The sequence below is a fragment of the Corynebacterium argentoratense DSM 44202 genome (assembly GCF_000590555.1).
Taxonomy (GTDB): domain Bacteria; phylum Actinomycetota; class Actinomycetes; order Mycobacteriales; family Mycobacteriaceae; genus Corynebacterium; species Corynebacterium argentoratense.
The window spans coordinates 1,519,329-1,539,381 of the sequence record NC_022198.1 but is presented as its reverse complement, the minus strand read 5'-3'; the positions used below and the strand labels follow the sequence as shown (position 1 = coordinate 1,539,381).

Below are 20,053 nucleotides of genomic sequence, written 5' to 3'. Positions count from 1 at the left end.
GTGGACCTGCTCCTTTGCACTTAGTTCTTCGCAGCTGGCAGCCTGGTGGCAATCGGAACGGACTGGGAGACCGGCAAGTCGGGCACCCCTGCGGCGCGGCCATGGATTTCGTTGGCGTAGGCCCACAGCAACTCGCCACCATCTTCCTGCATGGTGCGGGCGAGCTCTGCAAGCTGCTTGGCGCGCGCGTCGGCGTCGGTCTCCGCCTGCAGCTTCTCTAGGCGCTTGTCCCAGTCTCCCTCGGTACCGAACCCGGAGAGGTTGAACATCGCCTTCGAGCCGGTCATGAACGGCAGCGCGGACAAAAGCGGGCGGTTGACGAAGTAGGAGGCGAAGAAAGGCAGCTTCTTCAATGCTTCCATGTCGGAGTAGTAGGTTGCTGGGTCGCGCTTTTCCACCTCGACCTCAACTCCCAAGTCCTTGAGCTGGCGCGCGAGCACATCCGCGCCGTCGTTCATTCCCGGGGTGAAGTCGGCGGTGACCAGGGTCAGCTTCTTTACCCCCTTGTCCTCGAAGATCTTGCGGGCGGCATCCTTGTCCATCTTCGGCTCGGAAAGGTCGGATGGATAATCGGCAAACCCCAGACCCGGTACGTCGGTACCCGAGGTGCCGGTGCCGTCAAGTGCAGCGTCAACGAGCGCGGAACGGTCCAGCGCAATCTTCATGGCGCGGCGCACCTCAACATCATTGAAGGGCGCAACCTTGGTGTTGAGGATAAACAGCAGGCCCTTGGAATCGACGGCGCCCGGACTCCACACCTCCGCTGAGTGCAGGCTGCGCCGGGCGGTAGCCGGAAGATCCATGGCCAGGTCAACGGCGCCGGATTCAACAGCGCGCAGTCGCGCCTGGGCGTCTGCGATGACCTGAATCTCCAGCGACTTAGAAACGCGCATGTCGGTGGGGTAGTGCTCGTTGGCGGTGAGCTTCCACCCCTGGCCGGAGTCCCCGGAGTCGATGACATACGGGCCGGAGCCAATGCCGTTGGCAGGGTCGCCGCCCTTGTAAACCAGGCTGTTGAGCGCGAGGACGGAGTCGACAAAATCTGCGCGGGGTCGGGAAAGCACAATGTCCACCGTGGTGTCGTTGACAGCCTTGGACGCAGCGACGTCGACGTCTGCGTAGGACATCCCGTGCATTGGGTTTCCTGCGATATGCTTCACGGAGGCGAGCACATCGTTCGCGGTCACCGGCGTGCCGTCGGAGAAGGTGGCACCCTCGCGGAGCGTGATGGTCCATACAGATGCATCGTCGTTGGGCTTGGCGCTGCTGGCGAGCTGCAAGGCGGGCTTGGCGGAACCTGCGATGACGAGGGATTCGTAGACCGCGTACAGGGCTGCCCACGTCGCGGTAGACAGCGCCTCGGAAATGTTGAGGTTCTCGCCCGGGCTGCCGATGGCTGCGATGCGCAGCGTGTCCAGCGCCTTCCCGCTTGCCTTGCTTTCTGACGCTCCCTCCGAATCAGAGGAAGAGGAGCAGGCCGAGATGATTGGGGAGGCAGCCGCGACGGTGGTGGCGGCGGCGATGAACTTGAGGAAGCCTCTACGGTGCATGAATAGTCCTTCTTGTGTTTTCGATTGTTCGATTGGTGGAAATTACTAGCTTGTCGGGCGTTGTCGGCCCATCAGCTCTCATCTGACGGTGCAATCTGCGGGGGATCTGTCATTCCCAGAGATTCCATGAACAAGTCTTGATCGACCCACACCGCCGTACGTTGGCCTTCAGCCACGGCTTGGCTCACGAAAGTCATCGGTTCTTGTTCCTCTGGCGAAACAGCAACGTCACCGGCTGCAAACACGAGGTGGCATGAGGTTCTGCCATGGTCGTCCGTCATGATGCAGGCCCCGCGAGTGTTCAGGTCAAGGGACTCGATCAACTCTTTCGCCGCGGATTCTGTCGGAGGTGTGGCAAAGGCCAACTCACAGCGAAGTGTCGTTTCATCCTTTGTTATTACCGAAACCTCGCCAAGCGAGCCGGTGACTGTTTTCGCCTCGCCGTCAAGCACATCGATGCTGGAGGTGGCGAGTAGCTTGGCGAAATCCCCGGTGATATCTCTTTCAGGTGCGAGAAGCCTGACTGAGGAAGAAAACCGATTCTTCAAGTACAGCGCCTGGAAGATGGCCTTCGCTATGGGCACACCGGGGATGGCTAGGACCAGGATGTCCTTTCCCGAGGCCTCGAAACCATGGCAGTACGGGCAGTGAAATGCATAGCGCCCAAACGCTTCTGCTAGTCCGTCCACCTGCTCGCAGACATCGCGCTGTCCGGTGGCGATAATGAGGCGGCGGGCTACGATGGTGTGCCCAGCAGCAGTGTGAATGGTTACGTGCTCCCGCTGATCGTGGCAGGTAACCTCTGCTGTTTTGGCCGTGTCCAGCGCATAATCCACGTAGGGGAGATCCTTGAGTGACTCCAAGGTGCGCGAGCGGAGGAGGGCGGGGGCAGTTCCTTCCTGCCCTAAGAGCATGTGGGCAGCATCCGAAGCGGCATTGCGGTATGCGCTGGAATCGAGCACCAAGACCTTGCGTCGTTGTCGCCCCAACACCAAAGCGGCCTCTAGCCCAGCTGGGCCAGCACCAATGACAACTACTTCGTAGTTTTCCCTGGGTAACATTAATACTCTTTCATTTATTAGTGACAATGCTCATTCTTTTGCAGCAGTGTTAATGGATTCTTGGGGTTTGCGGTGGCGCACCTGAAGAGCTCCAGTCACGCTGGCGAAGGTGTCATATCAACGACGTATCTTCTGGCAGTTGCGGTCAACGGGCAATTCTCGAGGGTTGAAAACATAACTTGAATGCGCTTATCCTCTACTAATTATGGTCACAGATAGAAGCAATTGTCAATTGCGAAATCATGCAAGTACCGAAGAAATATTGGGCATTGTCACGCAGTACATCGATGTCACGGATGATAGCCAAGTACTGACGCATCACGGTCTTGACTCCATCACCGCGGTTCGTCTTCAAACAGCTATCGCAGCAGCGCTCGGTGTTCGCTTGCCCCTCGTGGATTTCTTGGGGGAAGCAACCGTCCAGAGTCTCGCAGATAGCCTAAATGCATCGGAGATCCCTGTTGCTCCGGAGCCGGCCCGGCCGGAAGAATCCGACATTTCGGTGGCTGAAGAGGTTCTGAGTGGGCCATTGACTCCAACCCAGGCGATGTATTGGGTAGGTCGACAAAGCGACTACCCGCTCGGCGGATACTCCACACGGTTCTATGCGGAATACGAGATCCCCTTCGGCGGAGATGCAAGCCTGGCGAACAGCAAAGAAGCGCTCGTGGCAAGCTTCCAAGAAGCATGGAATCGCGCCGTCAATCGTCACGGCATGTTGCGGGCCACAGTCGATCGCAACGGAATTCAGCACATTCACCCTGAGGTCGTCGTTCATGCTGTGCCTGTCAATGAGACATCGGTTGAACAGGTCCGAAAGCGTTTGGTGCGTCGAGTGCCGGATCTGGATCAGTGGCCCGTCCACGATGTTGAGATCACCTGCGACCCCGAAACTGAATCGAGCCCAGGTGTGCTGACCGTGCATTTCGGTTTCGAAGTAGTCCTCATCGACTTCCCCGGAATCATGCGCGTGCTCGATGACATCGCTCGGTTCCTTCGAGGCGGGAACCCGGAGAATGAGCAGGACACACCAGATGACGCAGGAGTCATCGAGCAAAACTTTCCCCGAATGGTTTCTATGCTGGAGAAAAACACCTCCAAGGACCTTGAGTTTTGGCAGAGAAAGGCCCCCAATCTTCCTGCAGGGCCACTCCCCGCATCATGGGTAACAACTGCAATGGAACTCGCACAGGCCGGCACGGTGGAGTTCGTTCGCCACCAAAAGATCCTTAGCCAAGCTCATTGGCAGGCTTTCTGCGCCAACGCCTTCCGCTTCGGCGCGAGCCCCTCGGGAGCATTAATGGCCGTGGCTGCGCACGCGCTGCGCGCTGTTGGCTGCCCTGCGGAATTCGGCGTTGCGACGACGTTCTTCGACGGCACCACCTTGGACCACTCGCCAGTGGGTGATTACACGCGTACCGGAATCGTTGCGGTGCCGCGGGGTTCACGCAGCTTCTCTGAACAGGCGGTTGAAGCGACCGAGGGGCTGTGGGCGGCGCTCGACCATGCCAGTGTTACCTCGGCCGAGATCGTGAAGATGCGCTCCCCTGAGCAACAAAGAGACTTCCCCGTCGAGTATCCGGTGGTCTTTACCTCTGCTGTTGGCCACCGCGCTGCGAAGGGTGGCTGGGATATTCCCATGAGCTTTGGCGTAAGCCAAACCCCACAGGTAGTGATGGATCTGTTGCATTGGGAGGAGGCGGGAAAGCTGGTTCTTGCCTGGGACTGTATTGACGCCGCACTTCCCGCAGATTTCGCAGATTCCGCCATCACAATTGCGGAAGCCGCCATCATCGAGCTTTCCGAGGAGTCTGCATGGGCCGATCCGGCGCGCTGCTCGGATCCATGGATGAGAAAGACAACGCCTTCGGCCGCTTCGGAAAAGCTCCCCCAACCCGGCGAACACATGGATTCCACCATTGATGCGCCGCTGAGGAGTCAAGCCGAAGCCGACCGTGACGCGACGGCGATCATTGCCGTCGATGGCAAATATAGTCGCGGTGATCTGCAGAAACGAGCCGAGGCATATTCGGCAGCTGTCGGGGAGCTGGCGGGGGATGAGCCGGTTTTGGTGATTATGCGGAAGTCCTGCGAACAGATCGCTGCCATAGTGGGAGTAGTGCGCGCCGGTGGAGCATATATCCCCGTAGATCCCTCGTGGCCGATTGAGCGGATGGAAGCGATTGTTCGACGCTCACAGGCTCAACTGTGCATCGCGGACGAGGGGGTTGGCTTTCCCGAAGACCTTACTCGAGTTGTGCCACGTCCCGTGTGCACGAGCCACCCGGCAGATGACCCGTCTAGGCAAGTCCCCGCACCAGAGGTGGACCCAAGTGATCTGGCCTATGTCATCTTCACTTCTGGATCGACAGGAGAGCCAAAGGGTGTGGCCATCGAGCATCGCCAAGCACGAACCACAATCGATGACGTCAACGAGCGATTCTCGCTGAACTCTCATGATGTTGCTCTAGGCGTATCGGCCTTGAGCTTCGACTTGTCAGTGTGGGATGTTTTTGGTGTTCTCGGGGCGGGCGGTACTCTCGTCCTACCCGACGAATCCCGCCTGCGCGATCCCTCCTATTGGCTCGAACTCATCGAGTCCCGCGGAGTGACGGTATGGAATTCTGCGCCACCATTGCTTGAGATGCTCGTCGACTATGCGGAAATAGACCCGGTAAGAGCTCAACGCAGTCTGAAATCCCTACGCTTGGTGATGCTCTCAGGTGACTGGATTCCAGTAACCCTGCCGCGGCGATTGCGGCAGCTGGCTCCAAACGCCGTTGTGTACAGCCTGGGGGGTGCAACTGAGGCATCGATTTGGTCGATTCATCATCGGATAACGCCTGATGACGAATTCGAACCATCAATTCCTTATGGAAAAGCCTTGGGAAATCAGTGGTTCAGAATCCTTGACGAGTCTGGAAACCCCGCACCAGTGCGGACTCCGGGGTATCTGTACATCGGTGGTGAGGGCGTCGCGCGCGGCTACCTCGGAGATCCGCAAAAGACAGCGGAACGCTTCGCCATCCATGACGTGTTAGGTGAGCGGCTCTATAACACGGGGGACATGGGAATGTGGCTTCCCAACGGGGATATCCGCTTCCTCGGGCGAGTGGATCGCCAGGTGAAAATCAATGGTTACCGCATTGAGCTGGGGGAGATCGATGCGGCACTGGCACGCTGCGCTGACGTCAAGTCGGCTGTCTGTGCTGCACCAACCGACCAAAACGGTCGCCGACGTCTCGTGGCCCACGTGGTACCTGCGAATGCAGAAAGCTTCGATGATCAGCTTCTGCGCGAGCACCTGCATTCGCTTCTTCCGAGTTACATGGTTCCCTCTCGTTTCGTGATCCATTCGCAGCTGCCAATGAATGGAAACGGCAAGGTGGATCACAAGGCGCTGCCGAATCCATGGCAGGCGGATGATTCCGTGACTCCCTCGGATACGGAATCCGAAGAGTCCCCCGCAGCAACGACGCATGCAGGTATGTCTGCGGAAACTCAAGCGTTGCCTGCTGCCTCGGGTTCCGCATTGACCCCTACTGAACTGGGTATTAGCTCTCTTGATATCGTTCGCACGATTAATCGAATTGAAGATGCCACCGGTTCCCGGCCACTGCTTTCCGACGTCCTTTCTGATCCTTGGGAGAAGACCCTTGCTCTGGCGACCAAGCATGAGCACACGGAACAGAAAGAATCAGACACTCCGGTCGAAGCACCGGTTACAATGCCAACTCCGCAAACTGACGTAGCCAGCTCACACGATCTGCTTCTGTCCGGAATTGAGTTGGGGATGAGCTTCCGTGCTTCCTTGCCCGAAACAGAGGAGCCGCTTGAGGAACAGTTCCTAAAGGCAGGACAATGGCTTCGCACTCTTCGTCAAAACTTGCCCGAAAGCGCCCGCCTGGAGGCTACAGCTAGCGGGGTCAACTTGTGTGATCTCACAATCGACTCGCCCCAATCTGTAGAAGGGAGTATCGAAAGCACTCGAAATGCCGACCAGCCTCTCACACACCGCGCTGCTCTGACCCCGCTTCAAGTTGGATACTTGGTCGGACGCGCCGATACCTGGCTGGGACAATCGGTTGCACCGCACTATTTCACCGAAGTCGACATCGTTGATCTCGACATTCAACGGCTACAACGCGCTTTGGACGCGGTCTGTGATATTCACCCGGAAATGGAGTTGACCGTCCTGAAGGATGGCATTCAGGGCACGGATCCAAACTGCCGCCCCGGAATCGTGTGCCACCGGACTACGACCACCGAAGAGTTCGAAACCGAGCTACGGCGCGTCCGAGAGCGGATGCGAACGGGAGCTGCGGATCCAAGTGGACAACCGTGGCTCAGCATTGAGGTGGTAGCGCCGAGTCAGGGGGCCAAGCGTCTGTTCCTTGCCATTGACATGCTCTTTTGTGATGTCATCGGCGCCCAGGTGCTCGTGGAGGATCTGCTCTCGGCATATCACGGCAAGGCTTTATCCACACCGGAGGGAAGCTTCCTTGAATTCGCAAATCGTATCGCGGAAAACGGCGCCACCAAGGTCATCCAGCAGAAACAGAAAACCCAGGATTCCGCACCCGTCGTCTTGCCGTTGTCCAGGTCGACCTCTGGCCGGTTCAAGCGGCATCGAACGACCATCGAGGGGCATATCGCGCGCGGAATTGAGCAACGGGCGGCGGAATTGGGAGCAACCGTTGACTCCGTGATTGCTGCCGCAATTTCGACGAGCGTAGGGGCTATCACCGGATCGGAACCACAGCCAATTGTCGCTACGGTTCTCGCGCGTCCCCGCGGACATGAGCGAACCATTGGCGAATACACCACCACCGCTATCGTCGACGGCGGCAGCGCCTCCTACCCAGATCGTGCCGTTGCCGCAATGCACGTGCTAATCAATGCTGCTGACGACGCGATGCGGGGGCGCCACCATGCTCCTGCCGCAACGATGATTCCGCCAATCGTGTACTCTTCCGGGCTGGGGTCTGGCGGTGACCAGTCAGAACTGCTTGGCGCATTCGGGACTACCGTGGACGCAATTTCCTCGACGCCCCAGGTACTCATCGATGTTCAGTTCTTCCGTCATCAGGACGGCTACGCAATAGTCATCGATCATGCGGTGGATGCGTTGCAAGAAGGAACAGCTCATGGATTGATGACGGCGCTGTCGAGCCTTCTCCGCTACATCGCAGACCCCACCCACGATCTTTCCGATTCGAGGGCACTCGGAGACGCCACCGTAGCCGAACTTGCCGAAATGCTGACACCTGTTTCGGTGTCGTGGCACGCCTTTTCGCCACACAATCCGCAGGAATCCTCTGAGCGTGGACCATCGAGCGTAGGCGGTTCGTTGACAAGCGAGGCAAGAACGCGCAAGGTGGCGAGCGGGGCTGGGAAGACTACAGCCGACGCGATGAAGCAACACATTGCTCGAGCACTGGGGCAAGCGGCGGGAACGCATGTAAGCCCAGCAGACTACGACCGGGGCTTTTTCGATCTCGGGGCCAACTCCGTGGATCTTATTGCAATGAGGAACCAACTAGTTAGTGAAGGAAATGCGCTAACTCTCTTGGACGTGTTTACACACCCCTCCATCAGTGCTTTGGCGGCGTATCTGAGTAGCGGTGTGGGCGGCGAGGAGCTGGTCGAAGGCAACGCTGCATCCAGCATCAAGCTGGCGAAAAACAACGAAGAAAACTCGACTCGTGCGCATTCCTCGGCACGCGCTCGAGGTAGGAATCGGCGCCGTACTGCGCTGGCAACGATGGGAGAAATCTAGGTGACGATAGCAACTCAAGAGGCACGAAACGGTCTGGCCCCGACGGATATCGCTGTCGTTGCGGCCGAGTGTAGGTTCCCGGGCATCAACAACATCGATCAGCTCCATGAACGACTGTGCGCCGGCGAGCCAGTTACCCATCATGACTTAGCACACACAGCGAATGCGGCCGATAAAGACCCAGACTTCGTTCCGGTGGGGTCGAAGCTCGATGACATCGAAATGTTCGACCCTGACGTATTTGGAATGTCCACTCGTGAGGCGGAGCTATTGGATCCGCAGGCGCGGGTCCTCCATGAACTTTGCCTGCAAGCTCTGGACTCTGCTGGCCACGGATTTGGACGTGGCATCGATAACGTTGGGGTGATCCTCGGCGGGACGCACTCAGCCTTCCTCCACGCGCTCTTTCCAGACTTTGCGCCACTTGGCGGCGCAAATCCGGTGGAGACGATGGAAGTCTCTTTGGGCACCTACTTGGATTATCTCGCGAACTCGGTAGCACACCGCCTTAGCCTGACAGGTCCTGCCTTCACGGTGCAGACCGCGTGTTCAACGTCATTGGTCGCAGTCCACCTAGGAATCAGCCAATTGCTGGCTCAAGAGTCAGACATGGTGCTTGTCGGCGGGGCAACGGTGCATACGCCACAAGAAAGCGGCTACACCTACGTCCCAGACGGACCATTCTCGGAGGACGGCCTGACATGCCCTTATTCTGAGTCTGCTTCAGGAGCGGTGTTCACACAGGGCGCCGGTGTTGTAGCACTGCGCCGAGCTCACGACGCAGTGGCCGATGGCGATCCCATTCTTGCGATCATTCGCGGATCTGCAGTCAACAATGATGGGGGGCGGTCCGCCGGGCTGGTAGCTCCCTCCGCGGCGGCACACGCGGAAGTCATCCATCAGGCTCAGGCCATGGCGGACGTCGAGCCACAAGACATTAGCTACCTTGAAGGACACGGCACAGGGACAAAGGTCGGTGACCCCCTTGAGATTTCTGCGATGGTGGAGGTATTCGGACACTCCGCCACTCCTTGGTGCACTGTGGGCTCATGTAAATCTGTTCTTGGGCATACAGAAGCAGCTGCCGGCATTGCCAGCTTGATGGCTGTTATTGGCTCCCTCCGTCATCGACGCATTCCTGGGACGGTGGGAAGCCGAAAGCCGTCATCGGCCATTGATTTGCACGGAAGCTCACTCCAGCTCGCCCACGAGACCATGGCCTGGCAGGGGATTAACGGGCGCCGGATCGCCGGAATCTCTTCATTGGGTTTCGGGGGCACGAATTGTCACGTCATCGTCGAAGAGGCGCCACAGATGTCCCTGCCGAATTCACACAGGAGGGCCACCCCCGCCGTTTTGAACCTCAGCGCTGCGACGAAGAAGTCAGCCCTCGCTATGACGAAGGCAATGAGCGCGTGGGCGCGTGAAAACTCCGAGTTTCTTGACGACGCAGCCTGGACCCTCACACATGGCCGTAAGCAGATGCCCTGGCGAGCGGCACTTGCAGTCAGCGCGGACGGTGAAACGATAGAAGTAGCGCCCCCACGCACCGCAACAAAGCCAGCGGGGCTCATCTTTGCCTTCCCCGGCGGAGGTGCGCAACGGGCTGGCATGCTGCAAGCGCTGGTCGAGCGCAATGAGACTTGTCGACAGCTGCTCGATGACATTGCCGAAGAGTTTGGCAAGCACGTAAGCGGAGACATTCGATCCATATGTGCCCCCGAGTTTTATGGTCTTGATTCAGTCGCTGCCGATGACCCTGAACTCGGGCTGCCCGCGCTTGTCGCCGCCGAAATCGTGTGTGCAAGAGTACTGATCGCTGCCGGAGTGCGTCCCGACGCCATGCTTGGGCACTCTACGGGTGAGTACGCTGCAGCAGTTATCTCCGGCTCCTTGGGATTGGAAAATGTTGCACCTATCATTGCCGCTAGGTCTCGTGCTCTTGCCCACGCGGTTCCCGGCGCCATGATACGAATTCGAGGCAATCAGGAAAGAGTATCGGCAGTACTATCACGCCATCGAAACGCCGAGATCTCAGCCTATAACTCGCCACGCTCAACAGTGGTTTCCGCAGATCATCAGACCGTGAACCATATCGCGCAGGAACTGGGTGATGATGCCACAATCGTTCCAGTCGCCGTCGCCGCGCACTCCTCCTTCGTCGACGAGGTCGTTCCCATTGTTTCCCAAGCGGCGGAGTCTCTGGCTGCTCGAGAGCCAGAGACTCCAGTGTTTTCGCCATCATTGGGCCGCCAGGTCAGTCGTAACGATCTGTCGAGCCAGGATTTCTGGGCGAAACACGTGCGACGTCCCGTGCAGTTTCATCAGACGCTCACGAGCGCTGTGGAGTACTGCTCAGATTCGGTGGTCGTGGTGAATGTTGGCCCCGGTGCATCGATGTCGGCCCTTGCCCGCGAGGCTGGTCTGCCTGCAATCACTGCTACAGTGACCGTGGCCGATGACCGAGGGAACATTAGCGAATCCTCGATGCTTGCCGCGGTCGCAGAGGTCTCAGCTAGCGGGGTACCTTGCCAGAGTCCAGAGCCGGATTCTCCTCGTCGGGTGGCCCTGCCACCGTATCCATTTGACCGCCGTCATTTTTGGCCCAAACAATCACCCCGTCAGGCCACCCGGCAAGAAATGGAACTGACTCATCGGTTGCATGAGCTGCGCTTGGCTCCTTCCACAACTGCAGCAGTTGAGGAACTCACAGTAGTTGAACTATCGTGCAGTTCTTCCACCGAAGCAGCCATTCACCGTGCCGCGCGGAACGCAGTTCACGAAATGATTTCCTGGCTTTCCTCAAACACGGAGCCAAAGGGGATCGTCGCCGTCCACTGTCCGAATTGGGATATTGCCAAAGTGTGCGGCGCTGCCATCTACTCGGTGACGGCTGAAACGGGAATCCGTGCGGTAGCCTACTGCGGTGATGTCTCCCATCACGACATAGTCAGCGCTGCCGCCCAGTCGGCGACGGCCGTGCGAGGAGATGCGACCGGCGCCTACGTAGAGCAACCTTTCCCCGTTTCCTTGGCTGGATCTTCGTCTTGGCCAGATCCAGACACCGTTGTCATCCTAGGAGGTAGCGGACGAGTTGGGCAGGCGCTGTCGCGCCATTTTGAGAAGAAGGGGATCAAGGTCGTCGTCGGCACTCGGCAGGAAGGGCCGGGTCATGTCACTCCAACCAGTGCCATCGACATTGAGCGATTGCTTCGAGAAAGTGGTTGCGGTCGGCGTGGCGCAGTGATCGTCGCCACGGGGGTCGTTGGCGAGAAAGCTTTTGCGGAGTCCCAGCTCACGGACTTTGACACTGTGACAAGTCATTTCGAAGCGAAGACTGACGTCGTCGCTGCTGTCTCCGAGGCCTGCACGCGTATGGAAGGGGATGCACCGGGTCGCGTGTTAGTCATGTCCTCAATGGCCGCACACGTTGGGGGAGTGGGACTCGCCGCCTACGCAGCATCCAATCGCGCTGCAGAGTGCGTGACCCCGCCAAAAACTCACACCGCCTGGATGACAGTTGCCAGCGATGGCTGGCAAACCGGACGGGTCAATTCCTTTGGCAACCGACTTCTCGACAATGCGCTTGAAGAGCACGAGGCTGTCGAATGTGTCTCCAAATTGCTGTCAGCTCCCGTTGAAGGGACGACCTTGCTCACTCGCAAGGACATCGCTTCATTACGTCGCGCAACTAGACCTGATTCTTCTTCGGCAGAGTCTTCGATGGCAAGCGAACAAAATTCTGACCTCTCCGCCCGCTTGCGCTCTTTGTGGAAGCAGACGCTGGGTATAGAGGACATTGATGTGGATACGGCTGACTTCTTCTCGCTAGGGGGAAGCTCCCTGCAGGCAACGCGATTGCTGGCGGAGGTCCGCCGTGAATGCGGGATTGACATGCGCCTGCGCGATCTGCTGGCGGACCCAAGCTTCTCGGGAATGCTTAGCCGGGTAGTACCCGAGGCGAAATACGCCCCACCCTCCGAGGATAAAACCGCTGATAGCCTCGATATCAAGACGCCAGCCGAGCCAGAACAATGGCCGCTGACTCCAGTGCAAAGAGCGTATCTGATTGGTCGTCAACACAGTTTCGGCGCGAACTCTAACCCGTGCCACAGCTTCGTGGAGACACTCATCGACGCAGTCGATGTTGACCGCCTTGGACAGGCAATGACCACCGTCATCAGTCGACACCCCATGTTGCGTGCGATCGTCACCGAAGACGGCCATCGAGCCATCAATCCTGATCCGTATGTCGTCCCCGTGGTTGACTGCCGGAACCATGCAGACCCCGAGCAGGCGTTGGGAAGGTGGCGAGCACGGTATTCGACGCGGACCGCTCCTGCCAGCCAGTGGCCACTGGTCACGGTCGCGGCCGCCATCGCCCCGGACGGGGTGCATCTTGGATTCTCTATAGATGTTCTCGTATGTGATGCCTCAAGCTTTGGTCTCTTCTTCGACGAGCTATCCAAGGCATACGCCGGAATACCCCTGCCTGCGGCGCCAACACGAAACTTCGCTGAGCATTGTCGCGCTGTCGCCGATGGACAGCGGGTGAGCCCGACTGATCGCCAATTCTGGGAGGAGCGAGCCCAGATGCTGCCACTGGCACCGAACCTCGGAGCCTTGCCCGTGAACAACGAGACGTTTGATCGGGTTACCTGGAGGCTCGATGAAGAACTAGACAGCCAGATTCACTCTCGTGCCAGAGCGCTCAAGGTCACACCAACCGTGCTGTTCTTGACCGCATACGCACGTACGTTGGCCGAACATGTGGGTGCAGAAGACATGACTGTGATGCTGACTGTTTTTGACCGTCCGCAGGGATTTGAACAGGTGATCGGTGATTTCACCACGCTGGTTCCGTGTGCTTTGCACGTAGGAGAGCACCCTGATGAAGACATTCGTGGCATCGGCGAAAGCCTCTTTGAGGTTCTCGATCACACCACCGTCGCTGGCCCCGAGATTGTTTCAAAGCGCAGCGCCTACGACGGTGAACCGTTCCGCCTACCGGTAGTTTTTACCTCGACTCTGGGTACGCAGGTTGACGGAGGGGAAAGCGAATATCGACTCGGGGACCTAGTGTGGGGTGCGAGCCAGACTCCGCAGGTGAGCCTAGACCACCAGGTCTATCAGTGGCGCGGACGCCTCGTGGCGCAGTTTGACGGGGCGAACTCCATCTTTGGCGTCGAAGGAATGAACGCATTCGTCTCGTCCTACAAGAAACACCTGCGCGCACTGCTCCCCGAGCAAGAGATGGAAGCTGATGCGGGAGTTGACTCGATGCCTTCCATCACGGATGTCTCTCAGAGCACTGCGGAAGAAATCTGCAGCGTGTGGAGAGGGATCCTCGGCGACGTTGACATTGAACCAAACAGCACTTGGAGCGCATTGGGGGGTGATTCTCTCGACGCGATCCGAGTGGTTGCGGCGCTACGCCGGGAGGGGATCGCCAGTGACATTGACGAGATTCTAGGCGGTATCACGCCAGCAGCGCTGGCTGGACGAACAATAAGCAAGCGTAGCTTTGAGTTAGTGCGCCACGCAGAAGGCGAGCCTTTCCCGCTGACACCGTTGCAGCAGGCGTATCTCGTGGGCTCCCAAGGCGGTTGGTCCTTCTCGCATGACTCGGCCCACTTCTATGTTGACTACTATGACCCAGACGCCACTGGGGAGAGCCTCACTCGCGCCGTTGCCGCACTCATCCGGCATCAGCCGATGCTCCGTGCAGTCATTACTGATGATGGACAACAGGTCATTCTTCATGAGGACGACCTCGCGCTGGCGAATCTTCCGATTTCGGTAGAAGACCTTTCGCAGCATTCTGAGGAAGCTGTCGAGGAGGCGATAGAGGATATCCGCCGCACCTGGCCACATGAGCCTATCGATCCTCACCAATGGCCCAACTTCCGTATACTCGCGCAGATGCTTCCCCACGGTGGCGCACGTGTGCACGTGCAGGCCAGCCTGCTATTCGTCGACGGGTGGTCGTTCTACCTTTTCTTCGATCAGCTCTTCGCTTTCGCCGACAACCCCAATATGGTCATCCCGGCGCCTTCTTTGACCTTTGCTGACTACCAGGTAAGCGTGGCGCAAGAGGAACAGGAGAAAAGGGAGCACGATGCCGCTTGGTGGCGCGAACGGCTTGATCTCCTTCCGCCCCCAGTGCAGCTTCCCCTCCAAGGGACCGAAGGAAGGGGAATGCGTCGTGACTGCGCGCGCGTCAGCGCGAAACGTGCAGAGGAATTCTTCCAACGGTGCCGAGAGGAGGAGACCACGCCCACTGCGGTTATTGGAGGAGCTTGGGCTCAGGCGGTCTGTGAGCTATCCGGTTGTGAAGAGCTGCTGATGACTGTGCTCTACTTCAATCGTCGTCCGCTTGCCGAGGACATCGATCGCGTCTTGGGCCCTTTCGCGACAACTTCCCTGGTGCACTGCAACCCGAGAAGCTGGGGGGACGCCCTCTACGAAGGATTTGCCGAACAGTTGGCAATCACGTTGGCGCACTCTGCAATAACTGGAGTGGAGGTAGCGCGAATGCTCTCACGCCATCGCGGAAGCCAAGAGGTTGTTTCTCCGGTGGTTTACACGTCAACGCTGGGGTTTGGCGACGGCGCCAAAGACGCAACGACTGCAAGAATTGATGAGAGCGATGTCTATGAACGAGTAGTCACCCCGCAGGTTCTGCTCGATCTGCAGGCATCGATGGAAAACGGTTCCATCGCCATCAATCTCGATTCGCCAATGGGCGCGTTTGCAGAAGATGCCACCGCGTCATTGCTCGCCTTTGTTGTCGAGCATGTTGATGCATTTATCGATAACCGTTCGCCACAAGTGGTGCTTGATTCCTCCTTGGCGGCGCCAGCAAAGACGGAACGAAACGACGCGTTAGATGCGCTTCCTTGGAGTAAGAAAGTCTGCTCTCCAGTTTCGCTGGATGCGGTCACACAAGAATTTTCGCGTGCCCTAAGCCACGATGTCGATGACACTGCTCATTTCTATGAAGCCGGAGGCGATTCGCTGTCGATGGTGCGCGTGATTGCTGGATTGCGTTCCCGCCACGGATTGTCCATCACCCCAGAAGAGTTCCTAGCACAGCCCACTCCCTCAGGTGTCGCCGCGGTGGCACGCCCACAACTAGACCCAGACGTGCACGTCTTGCCACTGAGCGATGGAACGGGAGAGCCGTTGTACCTGCTGCATCCGTCGGGAGGCGATGTGCTGTGTTACATGGCGCTTGCGCGTGCAATCGCGCCTCGTCCGGTTTATGCCTTGGCTGACCCAGGGCTGGATGGAACGCCGATGCCCGTCGATCTAGAATCCGTGGCCCGCTGCTATGGTGATGTCATTGTCGCGCATCGTGCAAAGCTAGGTCACGAAGGACGCCACGGGCTGCATGGATTCGGCTACGGGTTGTTCCTCGGCGGGTGGTCTATGGGTGGTACCGTGGCGCAATTGCTGGCTCGCACCTTGATTGAGCGCGGGATCGATGTTCGCGGCCTGCTGCTCGTGGATTCCAACTCACCAGATCGCATCAGAGAGCTGACGGGGTTGGCAGAGACAGAAGTCGACGCAGAGTTTGCCCGCCGGTACGTACGTTCCCTTCAGGCCTTTAGTCGTCTGGCTATTGAGGATTCGGCGATCGCTGCGGGAGATCCCGTTGAGGCGGTGTCTGAAGTACTCACTCGGCAGGGACTCGACATGGGAGACATCGATAATCGCCTCGGCGTATTCACTCGGCATCTCGCCGGCTTAGCCCGCCTAACGGCACAGCCATTGGCCAACGTGCCAACGCTCCTAGCCGTGGCTGGCCAGCGAAGTCCCGCCAACTCGGGAGTTGGAATGGGCGTCGACGATGCGGTTGACGATGAGTTTTTGGGATGGGGATCGAATTTGCCCGAGGAGACGACGGTGGTAGTGGTGCCAGGACACCACTACACGGTGTTGTCGGAGCCGGGCTTGAGCGGAATTTCGGAGAGATTAGTGGAAATGCTCGACACCATTGAATCCACGATGGGGGACAGGAAATGACAAAACAAGAGTCGAATCAGGCACAGAGCAGGCCTGACTATGCTTCTGCTCCCCGCTTGTTGTGGGCGCACCTCAACGGGCGCGGCCCATTGCTCGCACTGGCGATTGGCTGCGGCATCGTGGCTGGAATCGCGGAAGTGACACCCGCATGGGCGATGTGGAAAGCCGTGACTTCTATAGCTGAGGGCGCGCGTACGTCGGGCGAGGGGGCTGCGCGGACCGTGTTGCTGATGGCGCTGGTTTGCCTTGCGGCGGTGGTCGTCAAATCGACCTTCTTCGCCGTCTCCACTGGTCTGGCGCACCTTGTCGCCTTCGACGTTATTGCCGAGATTCGTCTGCGCTTGGGAAGGACCTGGAATGCGATGAGCGTGGGGTCCGTGGCGCGGATCCACTCCGCGCGAGCGAAGACGGTGGCGCTCGATCACTGCGAGAAGCTAGAGCTGTTCATCGCCCACGCTGTGCCCGAGGCTGCCGCGGCGCTCACTGTGTGGTTGAGCGTCACCGTCTGGCTGTTCATTGTGGACTGGCGCCTGGCAACCGCGACGATCGTGCTGGTCCCCATCGCCTTTGCCACGATTGTTCACGCCATGCGGTCCAACGGGCATCGAATGGGGCAGTGGGTTGCGGCCAAAGACGACATGGGCGCGGCCATCCTCGATTTCCTCACGGCGATGCCGGTCATTCGGGTGTTCAACCGCACCGGTCAGGAGCATCAACGCACCAGCGACGCCGTTCGTCGGAACGCAGAGCTCCAATCCTCGTGGGGGCGGGCCTTCGTTGCGTGGGGCGCACCCTTTTCCACTCTGGTGGCCAGCGCGATTGCGATCATTGCCCCGGTGGCGACGTGGCTTCTGGCTATTGATGCCGTCGACGTGCCCACCGTCTTACTCTTCCTGATCCTGGGACCGACCTACCCCGTGCCCCTAGTGACGATGTTCTACCGGCTCGTGGCGCTGCCGTTGCTTTCTAACGGCGCTGTGGAAATCGAGCGACAGCTGTCGGCTATTCCTGACACCGGGTTGGCCCGGGACAGGGGTTCGAGCGACGCTTACCGGGGGGCGGAAGCTTTAGAGGCGTCGGCAAGCGAAGTGCGAATCGAGCACGTGAGCTTTTCCTATGGGCCTGGAAACCTCGCGCTTGACGACGTCTCCTTCACCGCTGAAGCAGGAAAAGTGACTGCGCTGGTGGGGCCGAGCGGCGCCGGAAAATCGACCGTCGGCGAGCTCATTGCCGGTTTCTATACCCCAGATACGGGTCGAGTTAGCATCGGCGGCGTTGACATCTCGGAGCTGAGCGACGCGGAACTCTACGGGCAGGTCGCGGCCGTATTCCAGAAGCCACACCTCATGGCAGGGACCATCCGAGAAAACGTCGCACTTGCTCGGCCCGATGCGTCGGACGAGGAGCTGCGCGAAGCCTTGCGCGCCGCAGCAGCTGACGCCTTCGTCGACGAATTACCCGAGGGAGTGGACACTGTTCTCGGCGAAGGCGGATCGGGTCTATCCGGCGGACAGCGACAGCGACTGGCGATCGCACGCGCCTTCGTCGCGGACCGACCGATCCTAATCCTCGACGAGGCCACTGCGGCAACGGATCCAGAAAACGAGGAACTCATCCAGCAGGGGTTGGCTCGCCTGACCCAAGGCAGGACAGTCATCGTCATCGCGCATCGGCTGGGAACAATCCGGCACGCTGACTGCATCAATGTGATGGAAGCAGGCAGGATCGTCGAGTGCGGAACGCATGAGGAACTCCTGGCGCTCAATGGGTACTACTGGCGCCTGTGGAATGGCACCGCCGCAGCAGAAAGCAACGAAACAGTGGAGGACGAAACGCGATGAAGCAACTAGTGACGATGTTCCGCCTGCTTGGCACCGCCCGCCGAGCCGTCCTAGGCGGAGTACTCATGCGCCTCGTGCAGTCGCTCGCCCTTGGCATTGCATTTGGCTCCGCAATGCGGCTGGTTGCCCGCATCATTAACGGCGAACAGGTTGATCACGACACCGCACTGCGTACCGCCCTTGCTTGCGCCGCGTCACTGCTTATCCAGCTGGCTGCAGGATGGGTCGCGGCACGACTGTCGTGGCTGGCTTCGTACCGAGCCGTGGCGAACATGCGCCTGGCACTTTTACAGCACCTCCGGGTGATCCCCGTCAATGCGCTCGGGCGACGCTCGCGCGGGGACATCGCGGCTCTTCTCAGCACGGATCTGCAGCTCATCGAGGACTTCCTCGCGGAGGGAATGCCCCGACTCGGCCAGGCCTTGGGAATTCCACTGCTGGTGATCGTCGCGGTGGGCCTTAATGATCTCACTCTGGCGGGTGCGTTGGCACTGCCGATCCTCGCGATGGTGCCGGTGATGTCGTGGTCGAGTAAGAAGTTGGCTGCGCTGGCGGACCGGCGGCAAGCAGCGCAAGCAGGTGCCTCGGCACGCATGATTGACCTCGTGACCGCGATGCCTGCGCTGCGGGTCTATTCAACCCGCGAGCGCACCGAAAAGTGGTACAACCAGGCCGTGGAGGAGTTCCGCGCCATCTCGGTGGAGATGGTCCACCGGCTCATCGTTCCTTCGAGCCTGGCCGGCCTCATCCTTATGCTCGGCATTCCTCTCGTTGCCGCCACCGGCGGTTGGTCGGTATCCGAGTCGGCCGCCTCCGCGGCCTTGGTCGGAGTGGTCCTAGTCATCGTATTGAGCGTCTATCAGCCGGTGCAGGGGCTACTGTCGACGAACGAATCGTGGCAGATGGCGCAGGCGGCGCTGCGAAGGGTGCAGGACATCTCCGACATCCCCGCACTGCCGGAGCCGGAGAACCCGGTGCAGCCCCCGAGGCAGTTCGACGTTGAGCTGAGCAATGTTAACTACGTTTATCCCTCGCAGGCGCAAGCTTCCGGCAAAGCACGCGGGACTGAGGCGCTGAGCGGGGTGAGCCTGCACGCCCGCGCCGGGGAGATGACTGCGATCGTCGGGCCGTCGGGCTCCGGCAAGTCCACGGTGCTGAGCTTGATTTCTCGCTTTGATGACCCAACCTCCGGCAGCATCCGGATCGGCGGCGTCAACCTGAAAGACATCGCCGCCGGCGACCGCAGCGATTTGGTGACCGTTGTGTTCCAGGACGTCCATCTCTTCCCCGGCACCATCGCGGACAATATCGCCGCCGCTCGCCCCGGTGCCAGCCGTGGCGACATCGAGCGCGCCGCTCGCATCGCCTGCGCCGACGAATTCATCGCCGTGCTTCCCAACGGCTACGATACGGTCCTCGGCGAAGACGGAGCCGGACTGTCGGGCGGGCAACGGCAGCGGTTGTCCATCGCACGAGCAGCGCTGAAGGACGCACCCATCGTGCTCCTCGACGAGGCGACGTCGGCTCTAGACCCCGTCAACGAAGCTGCCGTGCACCGCGGTATTCAATCCCTATGCCAGGGCCGGACGACGATCGTTGTCGCGCACAAGCTGGCGACCATCCAGGCCGCCGACCGCATCGTGGTGCTTGACGCGGGGCGGATCGCCGAGACCGGCACGCACAGGGAACTGCTCGACCGCGGGGGCGTGTATGCCCGCCTATGGAAGACCACGGCTGAGCTGGAGGAATGGGCACTGTAAAGGGATGATGGGGTGGCCTAGCTGCACCGCGAGC

General features: G+C 59.4%; 6 protein-coding genes. 4 read left to right on the top strand and 2 right to left on the bottom strand.

The window, feature by feature from the left end:
- Positions 1–20: 20 nt before the first annotated feature.
- Together CARG_RS07185 and CARG_RS09685 are read right to left on the bottom strand one after the other, a co-directional pair.
- A complete protein-coding gene (locus CARG_RS07185; RefSeq protein WP_021011985.1) occupies positions 21–1,550 on the bottom strand; it encodes an ABC transporter substrate-binding protein in 1,530 nt (509 codons plus the stop codon).
- Positions 1,551–1,621: 71 nt separating this feature from the next.
- Positions 1,622–2,611 (bottom strand): NAD(P)/FAD-dependent oxidoreductase, encoded by a 990-nt coding sequence (locus CARG_RS09685; protein ID WP_021011984.1) that lies wholly within the window; start codon positions 2,609–2,611, stop codon positions 1,622–1,624.
- Positions 2,612–2,873: 262 nt separating this feature from the next.
- Between CARG_RS09685 and CARG_RS07175 the strand changes: the two genes are divergently transcribed.
- The 4 genes from CARG_RS07175 to CARG_RS07160 are packed head-to-tail and all read left to right on the top strand — an operon-like array spanning position 2,874 to position 20,019.
- Positions 2,874–8,390 carry a non-ribosomal peptide synthetase gene (locus CARG_RS07175; protein WP_021011983.1) on the top strand — a complete coding sequence of 1,839 codons (5,517 nt, stop codon included), beginning with the start codon at positions 2,874–2,876 and terminating at the stop codon, positions 8,388–8,390.
- The gene (locus CARG_RS07170; protein WP_021011982.1) at positions 8,391–16,418 is read left to right on the top strand and encodes a type I polyketide synthase; all 8,028 of its coding nucleotides are present in this window, start codon (positions 8,391–8,393) and stop codon (positions 16,416–16,418) included. It abuts the gene before it with no gap.
- Entirely contained in the window at positions 16,415–18,259 is a 1,845-nt protein-coding gene (locus CARG_RS07165) for an ABC transporter ATP-binding protein (protein WP_021011981.1), read from the top strand. The genes CARG_RS07170 and CARG_RS07165 overlap by 4 nt, the downstream gene beginning before the upstream one ends.
- Positions 18,256–20,019 carry an ABC transporter ATP-binding protein gene (locus CARG_RS07160; protein ID WP_021011980.1) on the top strand — a complete coding sequence of 588 codons (1,764 nt, stop codon included), beginning with the start codon at positions 18,256–18,258 and terminating at the stop codon, positions 20,017–20,019. The genes CARG_RS07165 and CARG_RS07160 overlap by 4 nt, the downstream gene beginning before the upstream one ends.
- Positions 20,020–20,053 lie beyond the last annotated feature (34 nt).

What these genes read in the sequence shown, in the direction of transcription:
- CARG_RS07185 (WP_021011985.1), bottom strand. Translation starts at nt 1,550, where the DNA reads ATGCACCGTAGAGGCTTCCTCAAGTTCATCGCCGCCGCCACCACCGTC.
- CARG_RS07160 (WP_021011980.1), top strand. Translation starts at nt 18,256, where the DNA reads ATGAAGCAACTAGTGACGATGTTCCGCCTGCTTGGCACCGCCCGCCGA.
- CARG_RS07165 (WP_021011981.1), top strand. Translation starts at nt 16,415, where the DNA reads ATGACAAAACAAGAGTCGAATCAGGCACAGAGCAGGCCTGACTATGCT.
- CARG_RS09685 (WP_021011984.1), bottom strand. Translation starts at nt 2,611, where the DNA reads ATGTTACCCAGGGAAAACTACGAAGTAGTTGTCATTGGTGCTGGCCCA.